At 67.6% G+C, this 18444-nt stretch carries 16 protein-coding genes; 13 read left to right on the plus strand and 3 right to left on the minus strand.

Annotation, left to right across the window (positions count from 1 at the left end; genetic code table 11):
* Positions 1–26 precede the first annotated feature (26 nt).
* Positions 27–527 carry a 1,6-anhydro-N-acetylmuramyl-L-alanine amidase AmpD gene (gene ampD / locus Tharo_RS04300; protein ID WP_245881046.1) on the plus strand — a complete coding sequence of 167 codons (501 nt, stop codon included), beginning with the start codon at positions 27–29 and terminating at the stop codon, positions 525–527.
* A 374-nt stretch (positions 528–901) separates the two neighbouring features.
* Positions 902–1702, plus strand: a complete 801-nt coding sequence (locus Tharo_RS04305) for a lytic transglycosylase domain-containing protein (RefSeq protein ID WP_107220132.1) — start codon at positions 902–904, stop codon at positions 1700–1702.
* A 97-nt stretch (positions 1703–1799) separates the two neighbouring features.
* Here Tharo_RS04305 and Tharo_RS04310 read toward each other — a convergent pair whose 3' ends face one another.
* A complete protein-coding gene (locus Tharo_RS04310; protein WP_107220133.1) occupies positions 1800–3647 on the minus strand; it encodes a phosphoenolpyruvate carboxykinase (GTP) in 1848 nt (615 codons plus the stop codon).
* A 401-nt stretch (positions 3648–4048) separates the two neighbouring features.
* Between Tharo_RS04310 and Tharo_RS04315 the strand changes: the two genes are divergently transcribed.
* The gene (locus tag Tharo_RS04315) at positions 4049–6322 is read left to right on the plus strand and encodes an NADP-dependent malic enzyme (RefSeq protein ID WP_107220134.1); all 2274 of its coding nucleotides are present in this window, start codon (positions 4049–4051) and stop codon (positions 6320–6322) included.
* A 119-nt stretch (positions 6323–6441) separates the two neighbouring features.
* Here the strand turns inward: Tharo_RS04315 and Tharo_RS18115 are convergent, their stop codons facing one another.
* The gene (locus Tharo_RS18115) at positions 6442–6741 is read right to left on the minus strand and encodes a hypothetical protein (RefSeq protein WP_342749586.1); all 300 of its coding nucleotides are present in this window, start codon (positions 6739–6741) and stop codon (positions 6442–6444) included.
* Here Tharo_RS18115 and pbpG point away from each other — a divergent pair.
* From pbpG to Tharo_RS04335, 4 genes are all read left to right on the plus strand, one after another.
* The gene (gene pbpG, locus Tharo_RS04320) at positions 6740–7570 is read left to right on the plus strand and encodes a D-alanyl-D-alanine endopeptidase (protein ID WP_342749587.1); all 831 of its coding nucleotides are present in this window, start codon (positions 6740–6742) and stop codon (positions 7568–7570) included. The genes Tharo_RS18115 and pbpG overlap by 2 nt on opposite strands.
* Before the next feature lie 77 nt (positions 7571–7647).
* Positions 7648–8733, plus strand: coding sequence for an IS630 family transposase (locus tag Tharo_RS04325; protein ID WP_107220136.1), 1086 nt, complete (start codon positions 7648–7650; stop codon positions 8731–8733).
* A gap of 179 nt (positions 8734–8912) precedes the next feature.
* Entirely contained in the window at positions 8913–10781 is a 1869-nt protein-coding gene (locus Tharo_RS04330; protein WP_107220137.1) for a thiamine pyrophosphate-dependent enzyme, read from the plus strand.
* 10 nt (positions 10782–10791) lie between these two features.
* The gene (locus Tharo_RS04335; protein WP_107220138.1) at positions 10792–11397 is read left to right on the plus strand and encodes an indolepyruvate oxidoreductase subunit beta; all 606 of its coding nucleotides are present in this window, start codon (positions 10792–10794) and stop codon (positions 11395–11397) included.
* A gap of 50 nt (positions 11398–11447) precedes the next feature.
* Here Tharo_RS04335 and Tharo_RS04340 read toward each other — a convergent pair whose 3' ends face one another.
* Positions 11448–12179, minus strand: a complete 732-nt coding sequence (locus Tharo_RS04340) for an IclR family transcriptional regulator (protein ID WP_245881047.1) — start codon at positions 12177–12179, stop codon at positions 11448–11450.
* Positions 12180–12467: 288 nt separating this feature from the next.
* On the opposite strand from Tharo_RS04340, the gene Tharo_RS04345 reads away from it, so the two are divergent.
* From Tharo_RS04345 to Tharo_RS04370, 6 genes are read left to right on the plus strand one after another with little or no spacing between them, the layout of a single operon-like run.
* Entirely contained in the window at positions 12468–15329 is a 2862-nt protein-coding gene (locus Tharo_RS04345; RefSeq protein WP_107220140.1) for a monovalent cation/H+ antiporter subunit A, read from the plus strand.
* Complete coding sequence (locus Tharo_RS04350; RefSeq protein ID WP_107220141.1) at positions 15330–15725, plus strand: Na+/H+ antiporter subunit C; 396 nt, start codon at positions 15330–15332, stop codon at positions 15723–15725.
* Entirely contained in the window at positions 15722–17242 is a 1521-nt protein-coding gene (locus tag Tharo_RS04355) for a monovalent cation/H+ antiporter subunit D (RefSeq protein ID WP_107220142.1), read from the plus strand. Before Tharo_RS04350 ends, Tharo_RS04355 begins: the two co-directional genes overlap by 4 nt.
* On the plus strand, positions 17242–17769 hold the full coding sequence (locus Tharo_RS04360; protein ID WP_107220143.1) for a Na+/H+ antiporter subunit E: 528 nt from the start codon (positions 17242–17244) through the stop codon (positions 17767–17769). Before Tharo_RS04355 ends, Tharo_RS04360 begins: the two co-directional genes overlap by 1 nt.
* Positions 17766–18035 carry a K+/H+ antiporter subunit F gene (locus Tharo_RS04365; RefSeq protein ID WP_107220144.1) on the plus strand — a complete coding sequence of 90 codons (270 nt, stop codon included), beginning with the start codon at positions 17766–17768 and terminating at the stop codon, positions 18033–18035. The genes Tharo_RS04360 and Tharo_RS04365 overlap by 4 nt, the downstream gene beginning before the upstream one ends.
* Positions 18036–18042: 7 nt before the next feature.
* The gene (locus tag Tharo_RS04370) at positions 18043–18444 is read left to right on the plus strand and encodes a Na+/H+ antiporter subunit G (RefSeq protein WP_107220145.1); all 402 of its coding nucleotides are present in this window, start codon (positions 18043–18045) and stop codon (positions 18442–18444) included.

Here is an 18444-nt window from a genome sequence, read left to right on the forward strand (position 1 = left end):
GCGACGCCGCCCGCGGGTGGCGCCGGATCGATTCGCCCAACCGCGATGCGCGCCCCGAGGGCGAAACCGTCCGCCTGATCGTGATCCACGCGATCAGCCTGCCGCCCGACGAGTTCGGTGGCCCCGGAGTCGAGCAGCTGTTTACCAATGCGCTCGATCCCGGTGCCCATCCTTATTACGCCGCGATCCACGAGTTGCGGGTGTCGGCGCATTACTTCATCCGCCGTGACGGCGGCCTGATCGAGTTCGTCGATCCGGACCTGCGTGCCTGGCATGCGGGCGTGTCGTGCTGGGCAGGGCGCGAGCGCTGCAACGATTTTTCCGTCGGCATCGAACTCGAAGGCTGCGACACCCGGCCTTTCGAGCCGGTGCAGTACCGGCGCCTGGCCGATCTGCTCCGGCGGCTGTGCCGGCGTTACCCGGTCGAGGGGGTGGTCGGGCATTCGGACGTCGCGCCTGGCCGCAAGACCGACCCCGGCCCTTGCTTCGACTGGGCGAAGCTCCGGCGGATGCTGCGGCGGCGTTAGCCGGCGGCGCGCCTGCAGTGCCTGGCCGGAAGGAGGGGCGGGGGAGCGTGCAATATGTTTTGACAAAATGGTTGGAGGAAAATAAAATCCGCCTCCTGCTGCTATGCAGCATTTTTATTCCGCCTTTTTCTTTCTTTACGGTGCGGCGCCTTCCCCGCAGGGGGAGACGCAGTTTCATGGACGCACGCACCGCGGGGTCCATCGTCTGGTTGCGGCGATCGACTTGAACACCTACTGGCGACCGAGCATGTCTGCCCGTCACTGCGGCCCATCCGCTGCATGGCGCTTGTCCTGCCTACCGCGCGGGGCGCTTCGGATCCCCCGATGCGGGAGGCTCCGCAGGCAGCGGCTCCGGCCACAGCATGGAGGACACCATGAAACACGCAACTCGATTCCATTCGCACGCCCGCGAGACGGGTCGCGCCGTGCTCGGCATGGCGCACGCCGCGGTTCTTTCCTTCGGCCTGCTGGGCATGGCGCAGGTGGCCGGCCGGGACGATGCAGCGGCGCGCATACAATTTCCCGTGGCCTTTGCGGACGCGGCGCCGGTGCGAGCCGAGCGCGCGGCGCCGATGAGCGCCGCCGCCCCGCCGGTGGCCGCTCCGCTCCCGGCGGCGGGCGCGGAGCGCTCGCTGGTCCGGGTGCGGGGGCTCGACGCGCTGGCGGCCGATCCCTTCGCGCGCGAAGCCGATGACCTGTCGGCCGAAATGGTCCGGGTGCGCGACTGGATCGCCGACACCTACCGGGTTTCCGAAACCGCGCTCGTTACCGCGCTGGTCGCGGCCGAGACTTCGGCGCAGGAACTCGGCTTCGATCCCTTGCTGATCGTCGCGATCATGGCGGTGGAGTCGAGCTTCAATCACCGCGCGGTGAGCAACATGGGCGCGCAGGGGCTGATGCAGGTGATTCCGCGCTACCACCAGGACAAGATCGGTCCGCAGCGCGGCAAGAACGCCTTGTTCGACCCGAAAGTGAATGTGCGCGTCGGCACCCTCGTGCTGCATGAGGGTTTGCAGCGCTACGGCAGCATGCAGCGCGCGCTGCAGTACTACAACGGCGCCCTCGAGGACCCCAATGCGCGCTACACGCGCAAGGTGATGGCGCTGAAAAAGCGTTTGATGACGATCGCCGGACGCAGCGCCGGTACACGCGGCGAGGCCGGGCAGGCGAGCTGATCCTGCCGGCGTAGCGCCGCCTGCCGCTGGGCGCGGAATCGACAAAGAAAAAGCGTCGCATGCGGCGCTTTTTCGATGGTTGCGCTCCGGGCGCGGATCAGTCCGCGTTCAGCGCCAGCTCGAACAGCTCGCGCTTCAGGACCAGCTGGCGCGGCAGGCGGTCCTGCAGCTTATCGAACCATTCCTTGTGCAGGTTGAGCTCGCTCTTCCACGCCTTTGCATCGACCTGGGTGAGGGCGTCGAACTCCTCGCGGGTGACGTCCGCTCCGCTCCAGTCCAGATCCTCGAAGCGCGGCATCCAGCCGAGCGCGGTTTCCTTGGCGGAGATGCGGCCCTTGCAGCGGTCGACGATCCACTTCAGCACGCGCATGTTCTCGCCGAAGCCGGGCCACATGAATTCGCCCTTCTCGTTCATGCGGAACCAGTTCACGCAGAAGATCTTCGGCGTGTTCTCGACCACATGGCCCATTTTCAGCCAGTGGTTGAAGTAGTCGCCCATGTGGTAACCGCAGAACGGCAGCATTGCGAACGGGTCGCGCCGGACCACGCCCTGCGCGCCGAAGGCGGCGGCGGTGGTTTCCGAGCCGAGGGTGGCGGCCATGTAGACGCCGTAGTTCCAGTTGAAGGCCTGGTACACCAGCGGCACGGTGGTGGCGCGGCGGCCGCCGAAGATGAAAGCCGAGATCGGCACCCCGGCAGGGTCTTCCCAGGCCGGGTCGATCGACGGGCACTGGCCGGCCGGGGCGGTGAAGCGCGAGTTCGGGTGCGCCGCCTTGCGTCCGGTTTCCTTGGCGATTTCCGGCGTCCAGTCCTTGCCCTGCCAGTCGATCAGGTGCGCCGGAGCTTCCTTGGACATCCCTTCCCACCACACGTCGCCGTCGTCGGTCAGCGCGACGTTGGTGAAGATGATGTTTTCCTTCAGCGTCGCCATCGCGTTGTAGTTGGTCTTTTCCGACGTCCCCGGAGCGACGCCGAAGAAGCCGGCTTCGGGGTTGATGGCGTAGAACTTGCCGTCCTTGCCCGGCTTGATCCAGGCGATATCGTCGCCGACGGTGGTGATCTTCCAGCCGTCGAAGGATTTCGGCGGGATCAGCATGGCGAAGTTGGTCTTGCCGCAGGCCGAGGGGAAGGCGGCGGCGACGTAGGTTTTCTCGCCTTTGGGGCTTTCCACGCCGAGGATCAGCATGTGCTCGGCGAGCCAGCCTTCGTCGCGCGCCATGGTGGAGGCGATGCGCAGGGCGAAGCATTTCTTGCCGAGCAGGGCGTTGCCGCCGTAGCCCGAGCCGTAGGACCAGATCTCGCGCGTCTCGGGAAAGTGCACGATGTACTTGGTGGTCGGGTTGCACGGCCAGCGGCTGTCCTTCTCGCCGTGGGCGAGCGGGGCTCCCACCGAGTGCACGCAGGGGACGAACTCGCCGTCGGCACCGAGCACTTCGATCGCGCCGCGGCCCATGCGCGTCATCGTGCGCATATTGGTGGCGACGTAGGGGCTGTCGGAAATTTCGATGCCGATGTGGGCGATCGGGCTGCCGAGCGGCCCCATCGAGAACGGCACCACGTACATCGTGCGCCCGCGCATCGAGCCCTTGAACAGCTCGTTCAGGGTTCCGCGCATGACTTCCGGGTCTTCCCAGTTGTTGGTCGGGCCGGCGTCGGCCTGGTTCTGCGAGCAGATGAAGGTGCGGTCTTCGACGCGCGCCACGTCCGAGGGATCGGAGCAGGCGAGGTAGGAATTCTTGCGCTTTTCCGGGTTGAGCTTGATCAGCATGCCGGAGGCGACCATTTCAGCGCACAGGCGGTCGTATTCTTCCTGGGATCCGTCGCACCAGACGACACGGTCGGGCTCGGTCAGGGCAGCGATTTCGCCGACCCACTTCTTGAGGCCTTCGTGGCGGACATAATCGGGTGCGGCGGTAATGGCCGCCGCGGCGTGGCTTTGAGTCATGATTTACAGCTCTCCCGTGTGCTGTGGTGCAAAACCATCCCCGTCGGTCGGCCAGCGCTGCAGGAGGAGGCCGCCTGGCCGGCGGGCTGCACGGGCGCGGCGGATGGCTGCGCCCGTTTGCGCGACTGCCGTCACCCGAGGGTAAACCGCAATCAACGAAAGCCCGACATTATGCCATGACCGGAGGACTTCGATGAATGCCGCAGTGGCGATCGCCGGAGCGATTCCGCACAGGGCGAAAATCTTTCACATCGCAATCTTGCTTTTCGTAATGCGGAAGACGCCTGTTCCGCGTTATCCTTTGCAGTCTGGCGCAACCGGGATCCGGGCTGCGCGTCCGCCGACGCGGCAGCTTCCACTTCCGGCGTGCGGCACTCCAACGACGAGACGGGAGGACACCCATGGATGAACTGCTTCGCACCGCAGCCCTCGACTATCATCGCTATCCGCGCCCGGGCAAGATCTCGGTGACGCCGACGAAGGTGCTGTCCAACCAGCGCGACCTGTCGCTGGCCTATTCACCGGGCGTGGCCGCGGCCTGCGACGCGATCGTCGAGGACCCGGCGCAGGCCGCCGAACTCACCGCGCGTTCGAACCTGATCGGCGTCGTCACCAACGGCACCGCGGTGCTCGGCCTGGGCAACATCGGTCCGCTCGCGGCCAAGCCGGTAATGGAAGGGAAGGGGGTGCTGTTCAAGAAGTTTGCCGGCATCGACGTCTTCGACCTCGAGATCGACGAGCCTGACGCCGACAAGCTGATCGACATGATCGCCGCGCTCGAGCCCACTTTCGGCGGCATCAACCTCGAGGACATCAAGGCCCCCGAGTGCTTCTACATCGAGCAGAAGCTGCGCGAGCGCATGAAGATTCCGGTCTTCCACGACGACCAGCACGGCACCGCGATCGTGGTCGGCGCCGCGGTCCTGAACGGGCTGCACCTGCAGGGCAAGGACCTGAAGAAGGTCAAGCTGGTGACTTCCGGCGCCGGCGCTGCGGCGCTCGCCTGCCTGGGCCTGCTGGTCAAGCTCGGGGTGCCGGTCGACAACATCTGGGTCACCGACATCGAGGGCGTGGTCTATGAGGGCCGCACCGCGCTGATGGACCCGATCAAGGCGCGCTACGCCAAGAAGACCGAGGCCAGGAAGCTCGCCGAAGTCATCGAGGGGGCCGACGTCTTCCTCGGACTTTCGGCCGGCGGCGTGGTGAAGGGCGAGATGGTGGCGAAGATGGCGGCCAAGCCGCTGATCCTCGCGCTCGCCAACCCGACCCCGGAGATCCTTCCTGACGAGGTCAAGGCAGTGCGCGGCGACGCGATCATCGCCACCGGCCGTTCGGACTACCCGAACCAGGTCAACAACGTGCTGTGCTTTCCCTTCATCTTCCGCGGCGCGCTGGATGTCGGTGCGACCACGATCACCGACGAGATGCAGCTCGCCGCGGTGAAGGCGATCGCCGAGCTGGCGCGCGTCGAGCAGAGCGACATCGTCGCCGCCGCCTACGGCGAGAAAGTGGGCGGCTTCGGCCCCGAGTACATCATTCCGCGCCCCTTCGACCCGCGCCTGATCGTCAAGATCGCGCCTGCGGTCGCCGCCGCGGCGGTCGCCTCGGGCGTGGCCACGCGCCCGCTCAGCGACTGGGACGCCTACCGCAGCCAGCTCAACAACTTCGTCTGGCATTCCGGCCTGATCATGAAGCCGGTATTCGCCGCCGCGCGCATGAACCCGAAGCGCATCATCTTCTCCGAGGGCGAATCGGAGAAGGTGCTGCGCGCGGTGCAGCAGGTGGTGGACGAGGGCCTGGCGCGCCCGATCCTGATCGGCCGCCCGGACGTGGTGCTGCACAACATCGAGCGCTTCGGCCTGCGTATCGCCGTCGAGCGCGATTTCGAACTCGTCAACCCCGATTCGGACCCGCGTTTCAACGAGCTGTGGCAGCACTACCACGGCCTGATGGAGCGCCGCGGAGTGTCGGTGGAATACGCCAAGAAGGAAGTGCGCCGGCGCACCACGCTGATCGGCACGCTGCTGCTCAAGTTCGGCTACGGCGACGGCCTGATCTGCGGCACCTACGGCATGCACCGGCTGCACCGCGAATTCGTCGAGACCGTGCTCGGCCGCCGCGAGGGGGTGAATCACCTGTACACGGTGAATCTGCTGAACCTGCCCGAGCGCACCCTGTTCCTCGCCGACACCTACGTGAACTACGATCCGACGCCGGCGCAGATCGCCGAGATGACCCAGCTCGCGGCCGAGGAAATGAAACGCTTCGGCATCGAGCCGCGGGTGGCGCTGCTGTCGCACTCGTCCTTCGGCGCGGCCGACTCGCCCACCGCGGAGAAGATGCGGGCGGCGTTGCGCATCCTGCATGCCGAGCACCCCGATCTGCCGGTGGAAGGCGAAATGCAGGGCGATGCGGCGCTGGACGCAAAGCACCGGCTGCAGATCTTCCCCAACGCGAAGATGCGCGAGGACGCCAATCTGCTGATCTTCCCCACCCTCGATGCGGCCAACATCGCCTTCAACCTGCTCAAGAACGCCGCCGGTGAGGGCATGACGGTCGGTCCGATCCTGCTCGGGGCGTCGAAGCCGGTGCATATCCTCACGCCCTCGGCCACGGTGCGGCGCATCATCAACATGACCGCCTTGACGGTGGTGGAGGCCGGGCAGGCCGGCTGAGCCCTCTGTGCCCGGCGCGCATCGAAGTATTTTCGATGCGCGCCGGAGCAGGGTGGCGCGGAATGTGGGAGAATTTCCCGGCAGATTTCGAAAATACTTGAAAATAAATTTGTATCTGCTTATTTTTCAAACATAAACATTTCGCAATCCTTCACCGGGCTGCCGACCATGAGGCACAAAATTCTCGGCGTTGCGTTCGCAGCGCTGTTCGCGCTCCAGAGCGGGGCGGTCGATGCCGCATCCACCGGCGCCAGCAGTGCGCCGACGAGCAAGCAGGTTGTTGCAAAAAAAAGCGTCAAATCGAATCCGGCCAAGCCGGCGCCGAAGCGCGCCGTGACCAAGAAGAAATCCAGGGCGAAGGCGACGAAATCCGCGGCGACCAAATCCGCGGCCGTGCGGGTTGCAGCGAAGAAAACCATGATCGCGGCTCCGGCGGCTGCGGCCGTGGATCCGGAAAGCGCTGCCGACGCGCTGCCGGCACTGGGCTCGAGCGCCTTTTACGTCGTCAACCAGAACACCGGCGAGGTGCTGCTCGAGCGCAATGCCGGCGCCGTGTTGCCGATCGCCTCGATCACCAAGCTGATGACCGCGATGGTGGTGCTCGATGGCGGGCAGAGCCTGTCCGAACGTCTGACCGTTACCGCCGAGGACATCGACCACCTGAAAGGCACCGGCTCGCGGCTGTCGCTCGGCACCGCACTGACGCGCGAGGAAATGCTCAATCTGGCGCTGATGTCGTCGGAAAACCGCGCCGCGTCGGCGCTGGCACGCAACTACCCGGGCGGTGAGCCCGCCTTCATCGAAGCGATGAACGTCAAGGCCCGCCTGCTCGGGCTGTGGAGCACCCGCTTCAGCGACAGCACCGGCCTCAACCCGGCCAACGTCTCCAGTCCGCGCGACCTTGCCCGGCTGGTGTCGGCGGCTTCGTCCTACGCCCTGATCCGCGAGTTTTCCACCGCCCCCGAGCGTTACGTCGACGTGCGCGGCCATTCGATGCGCTTCGGCAATACGAACGCGCTGGTGAAGAGCCCGGAATGGGCGATCAGCGTCTCGAAGACCGGCTACATTTCCGAGGCCGGCCGCTGCCTGGTCATGCAGACCTGGCTGCACCAGCAGCCGGTGGTGATGGTGCTGATGGACTCGGCCGGGCGCTATACCCGCACCGCCGATGCCAAGCGTGTGCGCAAGTGGCTCGAGCACATGCTGCCCCAGCGCCTGGCGTCGGCACCACACGTCTCCGGCGGCTAGTGTAGTGCTGCGTTCTTGAAGTGACTTAACGGATGTCTGCTGCGATAATGCGTCATGCATGCAAAGCGGAGAGCCGAATGCGAGTTGCGCCCGAGATTGTTTTGACCGAGGACGAGCGAGCGGAACTGGGCAAGTTGGCGGCCTCGCGGCTGACGAGCGTCAGGTTGTCGCAACGTGCTCGGATTGTGCTGCTGGCGGCCGAGGGACTGCAGAATCGACAGATTGCGGAGCAATTGGGCATCGGGCGAATTCAAGTGGCCCGCTGGCGTGGGCGCTATGCGCAGATGCGGCTTGCCGGGATCGAGCGCGATTTGCCGCGGGGTGCGCCGCCGAAGAAGGTGGACCTGACGCGGCTGGTGGAACTGACCACCCAGACCCAGCCCGAAGCGGCCACGCACTGGAGCACGCGCAAGATGGCAGCGAAACTGGGCGTGCATGCGACGACCGTCGGGCGGCATTGGCAGGCGGCCGGACTGAAACCGCATGTCGTGCGCGGTTTCAAGGTTTCGCGCGATCCGAAGTTTGTCGAGAAGCTTGAAGATATCGTCGGCCTGTACATGGCCCCGCCCGAGCACGCGTTGGTGCTGTGCTGTGACGAGAAGAGCCAGGTCCAGGCGCTCGATCGCACACAACCCGGATTGCCGTTGAAGAAGGGGCGGGCGGCCACCATGACTCACGATTACAAGCGCAATGGCACGACCACGCTGTTTGCCGCGCTCAACGTGCTCGATGGTCAGGTCATCGGGCAATGCCAGCAACGACACACCCACGCCGAGTGGTTGAAGTTCCTGAAAAAGATCGACCGCGAAACGCCCAAGGACAAGACCTTGCACCTGATCGCCGACAACTACGCTACGCACAAGCATCCCGTCGTGCAGGAGTGGCTCGCCAAGCACCCGCGCTTCGTCATGCATTTCACACCCACCTCGGCTTCCTGGCTGAACATGGTCGAACGCTTCTTCCGCGACATCACCACCGAGCGACTGCGTCGCGGCGTCTTCACCAGCGTCCCCGAACTCGTTACTGCCATCGATGAATACATCGCTCACCACAATACCGACCCCAAGCCCTTCATCTGGACCAAGAGCGCTCGCGACATCCTGCAGAAGGTTATCCGTGCCAACAGCCGCTTAAGCTCCAAACAGAATGCAGCACTACACTAGCCCGTGCCGGCGCGCAGGACGCGCGCCGGGGCTGCGGCCCGCCACTTCCTCGTCGTTTCAGAGGCCCGCCCTGGCCGGCGCCTCCGTGCCCCCGGTTGACCAAGATCAATCGGGAGCACGGACGCGCCGACTAGACTCGCGGGCTCGATTTACGAAACGACTGACGAGAGGAAGCTTCCATGGGTGCAGCCCTCCCCGAACCGGCTCCGAGCCGCTTGTTCCTGTCCGGTAACGACGCCGTCGCGCTCGCCGTGCGCGACGCCGGCTGCCGTGTCGCCGCCGCCTATCCGGGGACGCCGTCGACCGAGATCCTGGAAGTGCTCGCGCGCTATCCGGATCTGTACACCGAGTGGTCGATCAACGAGAAGGTCTCGCTCGAAGTGGCGCTCGGCGCCTCGATGGTGGGTGCGCGCGCGTTCTGTGCGATGAAGCACGTCGGTCTCAACGTCGCTGCCGATGCGCTGATGACGATGACCGTCACCGGCACCGAAGGCGGCCTGGTGATCGCCGTGGCCGACGACGTCGGCATGTCCTCGTCGCAGAACGAGCAGGATTCGCGCTTCTGGGCGCGCTTCGCCCATCTGCCGCTGTTCGAGCCGGCCGATGCGCAGGAGTCCTACGACATGACGCGCGCGGCGTTCGCGCTGTCGGAGCGTTTCCGCTGCCCCGCGATCCTGCGCCTGACCACTCGCATCTGCCACGTCAAGGGCCGGGTGCTGCCGGGCGAGCGCGAAACCCACGAGCCGGGCGGCTTCGTCAAGGACCCCCAGCGCTGGGTGATGGTCCCCGGCAACGCCAAGCCGCGCGTGGCGCGGATGCACGAGCGCGAAGAGGCGCTGCGTGCCGCGAGCATGGAAAGCGCGTTCAACGCGCTGCTGCCGGGCGAGGACCGCCGCATCGGCTTCGTCGTTTCCGGGCCGGCGTTCATGCACGTGCGCGAAGCCTTCCCCGCCGCGCCGGTGTTCAAGCTCGGCCAGTCCTATCCGCTGCCGCTCGAGCGCGTGCGCGAACTGGCCGTCGGCGTGGACCAGCTCCTCGTCGTCGAAGAGACCGAGGCGCTGGTCGAAAACGAGCTGCGCGCCGCGGGCATCGCCTGTTCCGGCAAGGACACGCTGCCCCGGGTCGGCGAACTGTCGCCCGATGTGCTCAAGCCGGCGGTCGCCCGCCTGCTCGGCGAACCCGTGCCGGCGAAGGCACACCTGGCGCCGCAGCAAGTGTTCCCGCGCCCGCCGACGATGTGCGTCGCCTGTCCGCACCTAGGCATCTACTACACCCTCGCCCAGCTGCGCAACATCACCATCTCGGGCGACATCGGCTGCTACACCCTGGGGGCCGGCCAGCCCTGGAATGCGCTCGACACCTGCATCTCGATGGGAGCGTCGATGGGGGTGGCGTTGGGCATGGACAAGGGCCGCGGCGAAGCCGACGCGAAAAAATCCGTGGTCGCCGTGATCGGCGACTCGACCTTCATGCACATGGGCATGCAGGGCCTGCTCGACATCACCTGGAACCGGGGCAACGTCACCGTCCTGCTGCTCGACAACCGTGCGGTCGGCATGACCGGCGGCCAGGACAACCCGGGCACCGGCCGCGACATCCACGGCGAAACGGTGCCGCGCATCGACTTCGCCAAGCTGTGCGAAGCCCTGGGGGTGAACAAGGAGCGCATCCATGTGCTCGACCCCTACCAGCTGCCGGTGCTGTTCAAGACGCTGCGCGAGGAAACCAAGGTCCGCGAGCCCTCGGTGATCATCACCAACCGCCCGTGCGTGCTCATCGACGACTACCAGCCGGCCCAGCCCTACAAGGTCATCGCCGACCAGTGCACCGGCTGCGGCAACTGCCTCGACGTCGGCTGTCCGGCGATCCACGTCACCCGCCGGGCCAAGGAAGTGAAGCCTTCCGGCAAGGAAGTCGAGCTCGCCTTCACCCGCATCGAGACTTCGGCGTGTACCGGTTGCGGCCTGTGCGTGCAGCCCTGCGCGCCGGAGGCGATCGTCCATGCCGCACCCGAGCACCCGGTGAAATTCCTGCACGCGAAGATCTGAGGAACCGACCATGACCATCACCAACATCGCGGTTTGCGGCATCGGCGGCCAGGGCGTGATGACCGCCACCGAAATCCTCGCCGAGGCGGCGCTGTCGCTCGGCTTCGACGTCAAGAAGACCGAAGTCGCGGGCATGAGCCAGCGCGGCGGCGTGGTGACTTCGCACCTGCGCTTCGGCCCGCAGGTGCTGTCGCCGCAGATCGTGCCCGGAGAGGCCGACCTACTGGTCGGCTTCGAGGCCGCCGAAGCCTTGCGCTGGTCCCACATGCTGAAGCCGGGCGGCGTCGCCCTGGTCAACCAGGGGCGCTTCGTGCCGCCGGTCGTCACCATCGGCCTCTACGACTATCCGGCCGATCCGATCGCCGAAATGCGCGCTCTGGGGGTCGAAGTGTACGACTTCGACGCCAGCGCGCTCGCGCTCCAGCTGGGCAACATCCGCCTCGGCAACACCGTGATGCTGGGGGCGATGTCCGACCGCCTGCCGTTTCCCGCCGACGTCCTGCGCAACGCGGTGCTGGCGCGCTTCGGCGTGCGCAAGCCGGCGCTCGTCGACCTCAACCGCCAGGCTTTCGAACTCGGCCGCGCCGCGGTTGCGGGGCTGGGCGCCGCCGCCTGAGACCGCGCCGCTGGGGCGCGCGGCCGCCTCTCCGCCCGCGCGGTGCCGGCTCAGCCGGCGCGCGGTGCTACGTAGCCGAGGGCGCGGGAAATCTCGTCCGCGGTCTCGCGCACCAGCGGCGCCCACTCGGGGTTGAAGCGCTCGGACGGGGTCGACAGCGACAGGCCGGCGACCAGCGCGCCGGAATCGTCGTGGATGCCGGCGCCGATGCATCGCACTCCCGGCTCCACTTCGTCGAGGTCGAAGGCGACGCCATGGCGGCGGACGCGGTCGAGCTCCTTTTCCAGTGCCGGCAGGGAGGTGATCGAAGCCGCCGTGGATGCGGGCAGGCCGGTGCGGCGGGCGTAGTCGCGGATGCGCTCGAGCCCGTCCTCGACCAGGAACAGCTTGCCGGTGGCGGTGGTGTGCAGCGGCGCGCGCGCGCCGACGATGTGCACCACGCGCACCGAGGAGCGTCCGCTCGAAGTGCGCTCGACATAGACGATCTCGTCGCCGTCGCGGATTCCCAGATTGACGCTTTCTCCGGTCGCCGCATGCAGCCTCAGCATCAGCGGCATCGCCGTCTCGCGCAGGGAAATGCGCGACTTCACCAGACTGCCCAGTTCGAGCAGGCGGATGCCGAGCCGGTACACCCCGGCGTCCGAACGCTCGACGAAGCCGCTCTGGGTCATCGCCCCCAGGATGCGGTGCGCGGTGGAGGGGTGCAGTCCGGTCTCGAGCGCGAGCTGCTTCAAGGGCACGGGGTCGGCATGCTGGGCCAGCACCTCGAGCAGCTTCATCATCCGGTCGATGACCTGGATCGGGTTCTTGGCTTCGCTGGCAGGAGGGGCGGGATCGTTCTTCGGTGTGGGCACGGCGGTGGCGCTGACTCGGGTGGCAGTGAACCGGGATGGTAACCGCCTGCGTCGATTTCGCCTAGTGAAATGCATTGCCGTGTAGTGAGTGCGGCGCTGACGACGATATACTCTGCCGAATCTTCGCGGCCGCAGCCTGTCCCTTTCGTCCCGGCGGGCGTGGCCGTCGCCCGCCGTCCAACCTATCGGCGTCGCCCGGCGCCGGCGGACTGATCGATGAGCCTTGTCCTGGTCGTGCTGTTGCCCCTGATCGGCGCGCTGCTCCCGGCGCTGATGATCCGTGCCGGGCGCAACGCCTGCGTGCTCTCCGCATTCACGTTCAGCCTGCTCGCTTTCGCCCTGCTGCTCTCGCACGCTCCGGCGGTGTTCCGCGGCGAAGTCGTGCGTGCGGGCTGGAACTGGCTGCCCGCGCTCGGCCTGCAGGCGAACTTCTTCCTCGACGGGCTGGGCTTCTTCTTCGCCGGGCTGATCCTGGGTATCGGCCTGCTGATCATCGTCTATGCCCGCTTCTACCTCGCCAAGGACGACCCGATGGGAACGTTCTACAGCTACCTGCTGCTGTTCCAGGGGGCGATGGTGGGGATCGTGCTGTCGGACAACATCCTGTTGCTGCTGGTGTTCTGGGAGCTCACCAGCCTGTCGTCCTTCCTCCTGATCGGCTACTGGAAGCACCTCCCCGAAGGCCGCCAGGGCGCGCGCATGGCGCTGACCGTGACCGGCGCCGGCGGCCTGGCGATGATCGCCGGAATGCTGCTGCTGGGCGAGATCGCCGGCTCCTACGAGCTCACCGCCATCCTGCAGCAGAAGGAGGTGATCCAGGCTTCGCCGCTGTACCTGCCGGCGCTGCTCCTGATCCTCGGCGGCTGCTTCACCAAGAGCGCCCAGTTCCCCTTCCATTTCTGGCTGCCGCACGCGATGGCGGCGCCCACCCCGGTGTCGGCCTACCTCCATTCGGCGACCATGGTGAAGGCCGGCCTGTTCCTGCTCGCGCGGATGTGGCCGGTGCTCGCCGGCACCGCGGAATGGTTCTACCTCGTCGCCACCACCGGCCTGTTGACGATGCTGATTGGCGCCTTCATCGCCTTGTTCAAGGACGACCTGAAGGGGCTGCTGGCCTATTCCACGGTCAGCCATCTCGGCCTGGTGACGATGCTGTTCGGCTTCGGCACGCCGCTCGCGGCGGTCGCCGGGGTGTTCCACATCCTCAACCACGCCACCTTCAAGGCCGCGCTGTTCATGAACGCGGGGATCGTCGACCACGAGGCCGGCACCCGCGACATCCGCCGCCTCGGCGGCCTGCTCCAGCTGATGCCGGTGAGCGCGACGCTGGCGCTGGTGGCGGCGGCGTCGATGGCTGGCCTGCCGCCGCTGAACGGCTTCCTCTCCAAGGAAATGATGCTGCACGAGGCGGCCGCGACCGCGTGGCTGGGCAACGGCTGGGTGGTGGCGGCGCTGGCTACGCTCGCGGCCTGCTTCTCGGTGGCCTACTCTCTGCGCTACATCGTGCACGTCTTCTTCGGCCCCCGGCGCGACGACTACCCGCATCCGCCGCACGACCCCCCGGTCGGGATGTGGCTGCCGCCGGCGCTGCTGGTGGCGCTGGTGGTGCTGATCGGGCTGTTCCCCGAAACCCTCGCCGGACCGCTGGTGGCGGTGGTGTCGGGCGCGGTGACCGGCGGCGCGGCGCCCGACTATCCCCTCGCGCTGTGGCACGGCTTCACTCCGGCACTGGGCCTGTCGGCGATCGCGCTCGCCGTCGGCGGCGGCGTCCTCGCCGCCTATCCGCGGCTGCGTGCGCGGTGGCAGGCGGGGGCCCATCCCGAAGCGAAGGCGATCTTCGACGGCGCCCTCGCGGCCGCGGTGGCGGGCAGCCGGCGGCTGATCCACGGCGTCCATAACGGCTCCCAGCAGCGCGCGCTGGCCTTCCTGGTCGGGGCGGTGACCGCCGCCGGCTTTGCCGCTTTCTCCGCCGCACCTCATGGCGCGGGCATGCGCGCGCTGCTGCCGGCGGTGCCGGTCGCGGTGGTCGCCTGGATGCTGCTGCTGGGTGGCTGCGCGCTCGCTCTCCTGCTCTATCGCAAGCGCCTGCTCGCGGTGGTGGCGGTGGGGGCGGTCGGGCTCATCGTCTGCGTCGCCTTCCTCTACCTGTCCGCGCCCGACCTCGCCCTGACCCAGATTTCGGTCGAAGTCGCCACCGTGATCCTGATCCTGCTGGCGCTGTATTTCCTGCCCAAGGAAGGGCCGCTCAGTTCCAGCGCCCAGCGCCAGCCGCTGCGCCACCTGCGCGACGGCGTGCTGGCCGGTGCCGCCGGCCTGGGGATGGCGCTGGCGAGTTGGGCGATGCTGACCCGCGACGGCAGCTCGCTGTCCGGCTACTACCTGGAAAATGCGGTTTCGGGCGGAGGCGGCACCAACGTCGTGAACGTGATCCTGGTCGATTTCCGCGGCTTCGACACCTTCGGCGAGATCACCGTCCTCGGCATCGCCGCGCTCGCCATCTACGCGCTCCTCGACGGTGCCCTGCACGGCCGCGTCGGCCGCCGGCTGAGCGCGTGGACGCCGGATCTGCCGGTGTCGGTCGACCGCCACCCGATGATCATGGTGGTGGCGACCCGGGTGATGCTGCCGCTGGCGCTGCTGGTCGGGGCCTACATCTTCCTGCGCGGCCACAACCAGCCCGGTGGCGGCTTCATCGCCGCGCTCGTGGTGTCGATCGCGCTGATCATGCAGTACATGGCGAGCGGCTTCGGCTGGGCGGCGCAGCGGGTGAAGGTCGATTACCACGCCCTGATCGGTGCCGGGGTGCTGATTGCCGCCCTCACCGGGATCGGCGCGATGGTGCTCGACCAGCCCTTCCTGACGTCGACCTTCGGCCATTTCCACCTGCCGCTGGTCGGCGAGTTCGAGCTGGCGAGCGCGATGGCCTTCGATACCGGGGTGTTCCTGACCGTGGTCGGCGCGGTCATGCTCGCCCTCGCCAACCTGTCGCGGATGGGCCGGCGCGCCGGCCACCTGCCGGTGAACAAGGCGCCGATGGACATCGACCCGAGCGCGGTCCCGCCCCAGGAGCAGAACTGAATGGAGTTTCTCGTCGCCACCGCGATCGGCGCGATGACCGCCGCCGGCCTCTACCTGGTGCTGCGCGCGCGCACTTTCCCGGTCGTCCTCGGCCTGTCGCTGCTGACCTATGCGGTCAACCTCTTCCTCTTCGCCACCGGCCGGCTGGCGGTGAATCGGCCGCCGGTGATCGGCGCCGCGGCGAGCGCCTACGTCGACCCGCTGCCGCAGGCGCTGGTGCTGACCGCGATCGTGATCTCCTTCGGCATGACCGCGGTGATCGTGGTGATGGCGCTGCGCGCCTACCTCGAAACCGGCAACGACCACGTCGATCTGCCCGGCGACGCCGACCCCGAAGCCCGCGTCGATGACTGGAAGCAGCGCCCGCGCCGGGCCGCTGGCGGAGAGCGGCGATGAACCACTGGCTGATCCTGCCCATCCTGCTGCCGGCGGTGGTCGGCGCCGTGCTCGTCGTCGCTGTCCGCCACGACGCCCTGCTGGCGCGCATCTTCGCCCTCGCCTCGGGCGTGCTGCTGCTCGCGGCCGGCCTCGTCCTGCTGGCGATATCGGCCGATGGCGAAGTGCGCGTCTATGCCTTCGGCGCCTGGCCGGCGCCGTTCGGCATCGTGCTCGCGCTCGATCGCCTGGCGGCGCTGATGCTGGTGCTGACCGCGGTCCTCGGGCTGGCGGTGCTGGTGTACGCGGTCAATGGCTGGGACGAGCGCGGGCGGCACTTCCATGCGCTGCTCCAGTTCCAGCTGATGGGCCTCAACGGCGCTTTCCTGACCGGCGATTTCTTCAACCTGTTCGTGTTCTTCGAGGTCTTGCTGATCGCCTCCTACGGCCTCATGGTGCATGGTGGCGGCGGGCTGCGGGTGAAGGCCGGAGTGCAGTACGTGGTGGTGAACCTGATCGGCTCCTCGGTGTTCCTGATCGCCGTCGGTCTCATCTACAGCGTCACCGGCACCCTCAACATGGCCGACCTGGCGCGCAAGGTGCCGCAGGTCGCCGCCGCCGACCAGGCCTTGCTCCACACCGGGGCGGTGCTGCTGCTGCTGGTGTTCGCGCTCAAGGCGGCGCTGGTGCCGCTGCACTTCTGGCTCCCCGGCACCTATGCCAACGCGCCGGGGCCGGTGGCGGCGCTGTTCGCGATCATGACCAAGGTCGGCGCCTATTCGATCCTGCGCCTGTACATCCTCGCCTTCGGCGCCGAGGCCGGCGGCGCGGCCTGGCTGGCCGCACCCTGGCTGCTGCCGGCCGGGCTGCTGACCCTGGTGCTGGGCATGCTCGGCGTACTCGGCGCGCGCAGCCTGGGGCAGATGGCGAGCTTCGCGGTGATCGCTTCGATGGGCATGCTGCTGGCGACGGTGGCGCTGTTCACCGTCCAGGCGACCGCCGCGGCGCTCTACTACCTGCTCCATTCCACCCTCGCCGCCGCGGCCCTGTTCCTGATCGCCGACCTCGTCGCCGAGCGCCGTGGCGTGCACCGCGACCGCTTCGATCTCGCCCCGCGGCTGGCGCAGGGGGGGCTGCTCGCCGGCCTGTTCTTCGTCGCCGCCATCGGCATCACCGGGATGCCGCCGCTGTCGGGCTTCATCGGCAAGCTGCTGATCCTCGACGGCGCGCGCGCCTCCGCCCAGGCGGGCTGGTTCTGGAGCCTGATCCTGGGCACGTCGCTGATCGCCATCGTTGGTTTTTCGCGCGCTGGCAGCCTGCTGTTCTGGAAGTGCAGCGCGCTCGAGGCGCCGGCCCCGGCCTACCGTGCGGCGCCGGTGTTGCCCTTCGTCGCGGTCGGCGGCCTGCTCGCCGGGCTGGTGGCGCTGACCGTGTTCGCCGGCCCGCTGCATCGCTGGCTGGAACTCACCGCGGCGCAGCTCTACGCCCCGGCGGGCTATATCGAGGCGGTGCTCGGCACCGCGGGAGGAACACCCTGATGGCCCGCAACCCTGTCGCCGAGGGCTGGCGCAGCCGGGCGGCGCGCTGGCTGCCGCACCCGCTGCTGACGCTGGTGCTGGTGGTGCTGTGGATGCTGCTGCTGAATAGTTTCAGCGTCGGCGGGCTGCTGGTGGGCCTCGGCCTGGGCCTGCTGATTCCGATCGCCACCAGCGACTTCTGGCCCGGACGCCCGCCGGTGCGCGCCTATCGCAAGGTGTTGTCCTACTCCGCACTGGTGCTGTGGGACGTGATCGTCGCCAACCTCCAGGTCGCGCGCCTGATCCTGTTCCGCGGCAACGAGCGGCTGCGCGTGCGCTGGGTGGTGCTGCCGCTGGAACTGCGCTCGCCCGAGGCGATCACGATGCTCGCCGGAACGATCACGATGACGCCGGGGACGGTGTCCTGCGACCTTTCCGCCGACGGCCGCAGCCTGCTCGTGCATTGCCTCGACGCGCCCGACGCGGAGGACGCGGTGCGCCAGATGAAAGAGCGCTACGAAGCCCGCCTGAAGGAGATTTTCCCATGATCGAGCCTGCCCTCGACTTCGGCTTCTTCGCCGTCTCGCTGGCCCTGCTGCTGAACCTGTGGCGCCTGTGGCGCGGCCCCACGGTGATGGACCGGGTGCTGGCGGTCGACACCATGGTGATCAACACCATCGCCCTGATCATCCTGTTCGGCATCGAGCAGCGCACCACGATGTTCTTCGAAGCCGCGCTGCTGTTCGCGATGTTCGGCTTCATCTCCACCGTCGCCTACTGCCGCTTCATCCTGCGCGGCGACGTCATCGAGTGAGGCGGCGATGAACTTCGTCCTCGAACTGGCGATCGCCGCGCTGATCGTGCTCGGCGGCGTGTTCGCCCTGGTCGGCTCGATCGGCCTGGTCAAGCTCCCCGACCTGCTCACCCGCCTGCATGCTCCGACCAAGGCGACCACGCTCGGCGTCGGCGGCGCGCTGGCGGCGTCGATGCTGTTCTTCTTCGGCATCGAGGACCGGCTGTCGATCCACGAGCTGCTGATCAGCGTGTTCCTGTTCCTCACCGCACCGATCACCGCCCACTTCATCGCCAAGGCCCACCTCCATGAGCACGTCGACCTGCGCGACCGCCTGCCGCCCACCGGCCGCCCTCAGGGCTGGAGCACCTTCGACGGCGTGCCCGAGGCGGAAGACGCCGAGCGCGACAGCGACCCACCGCCGCGCTGA

Source organism: Thauera aromatica K172, from assembly GCF_003030465.1.
Lineage (GTDB): Bacteria > Pseudomonadota > Gammaproteobacteria > Burkholderiales > Rhodocyclaceae > Thauera > Thauera aromatica.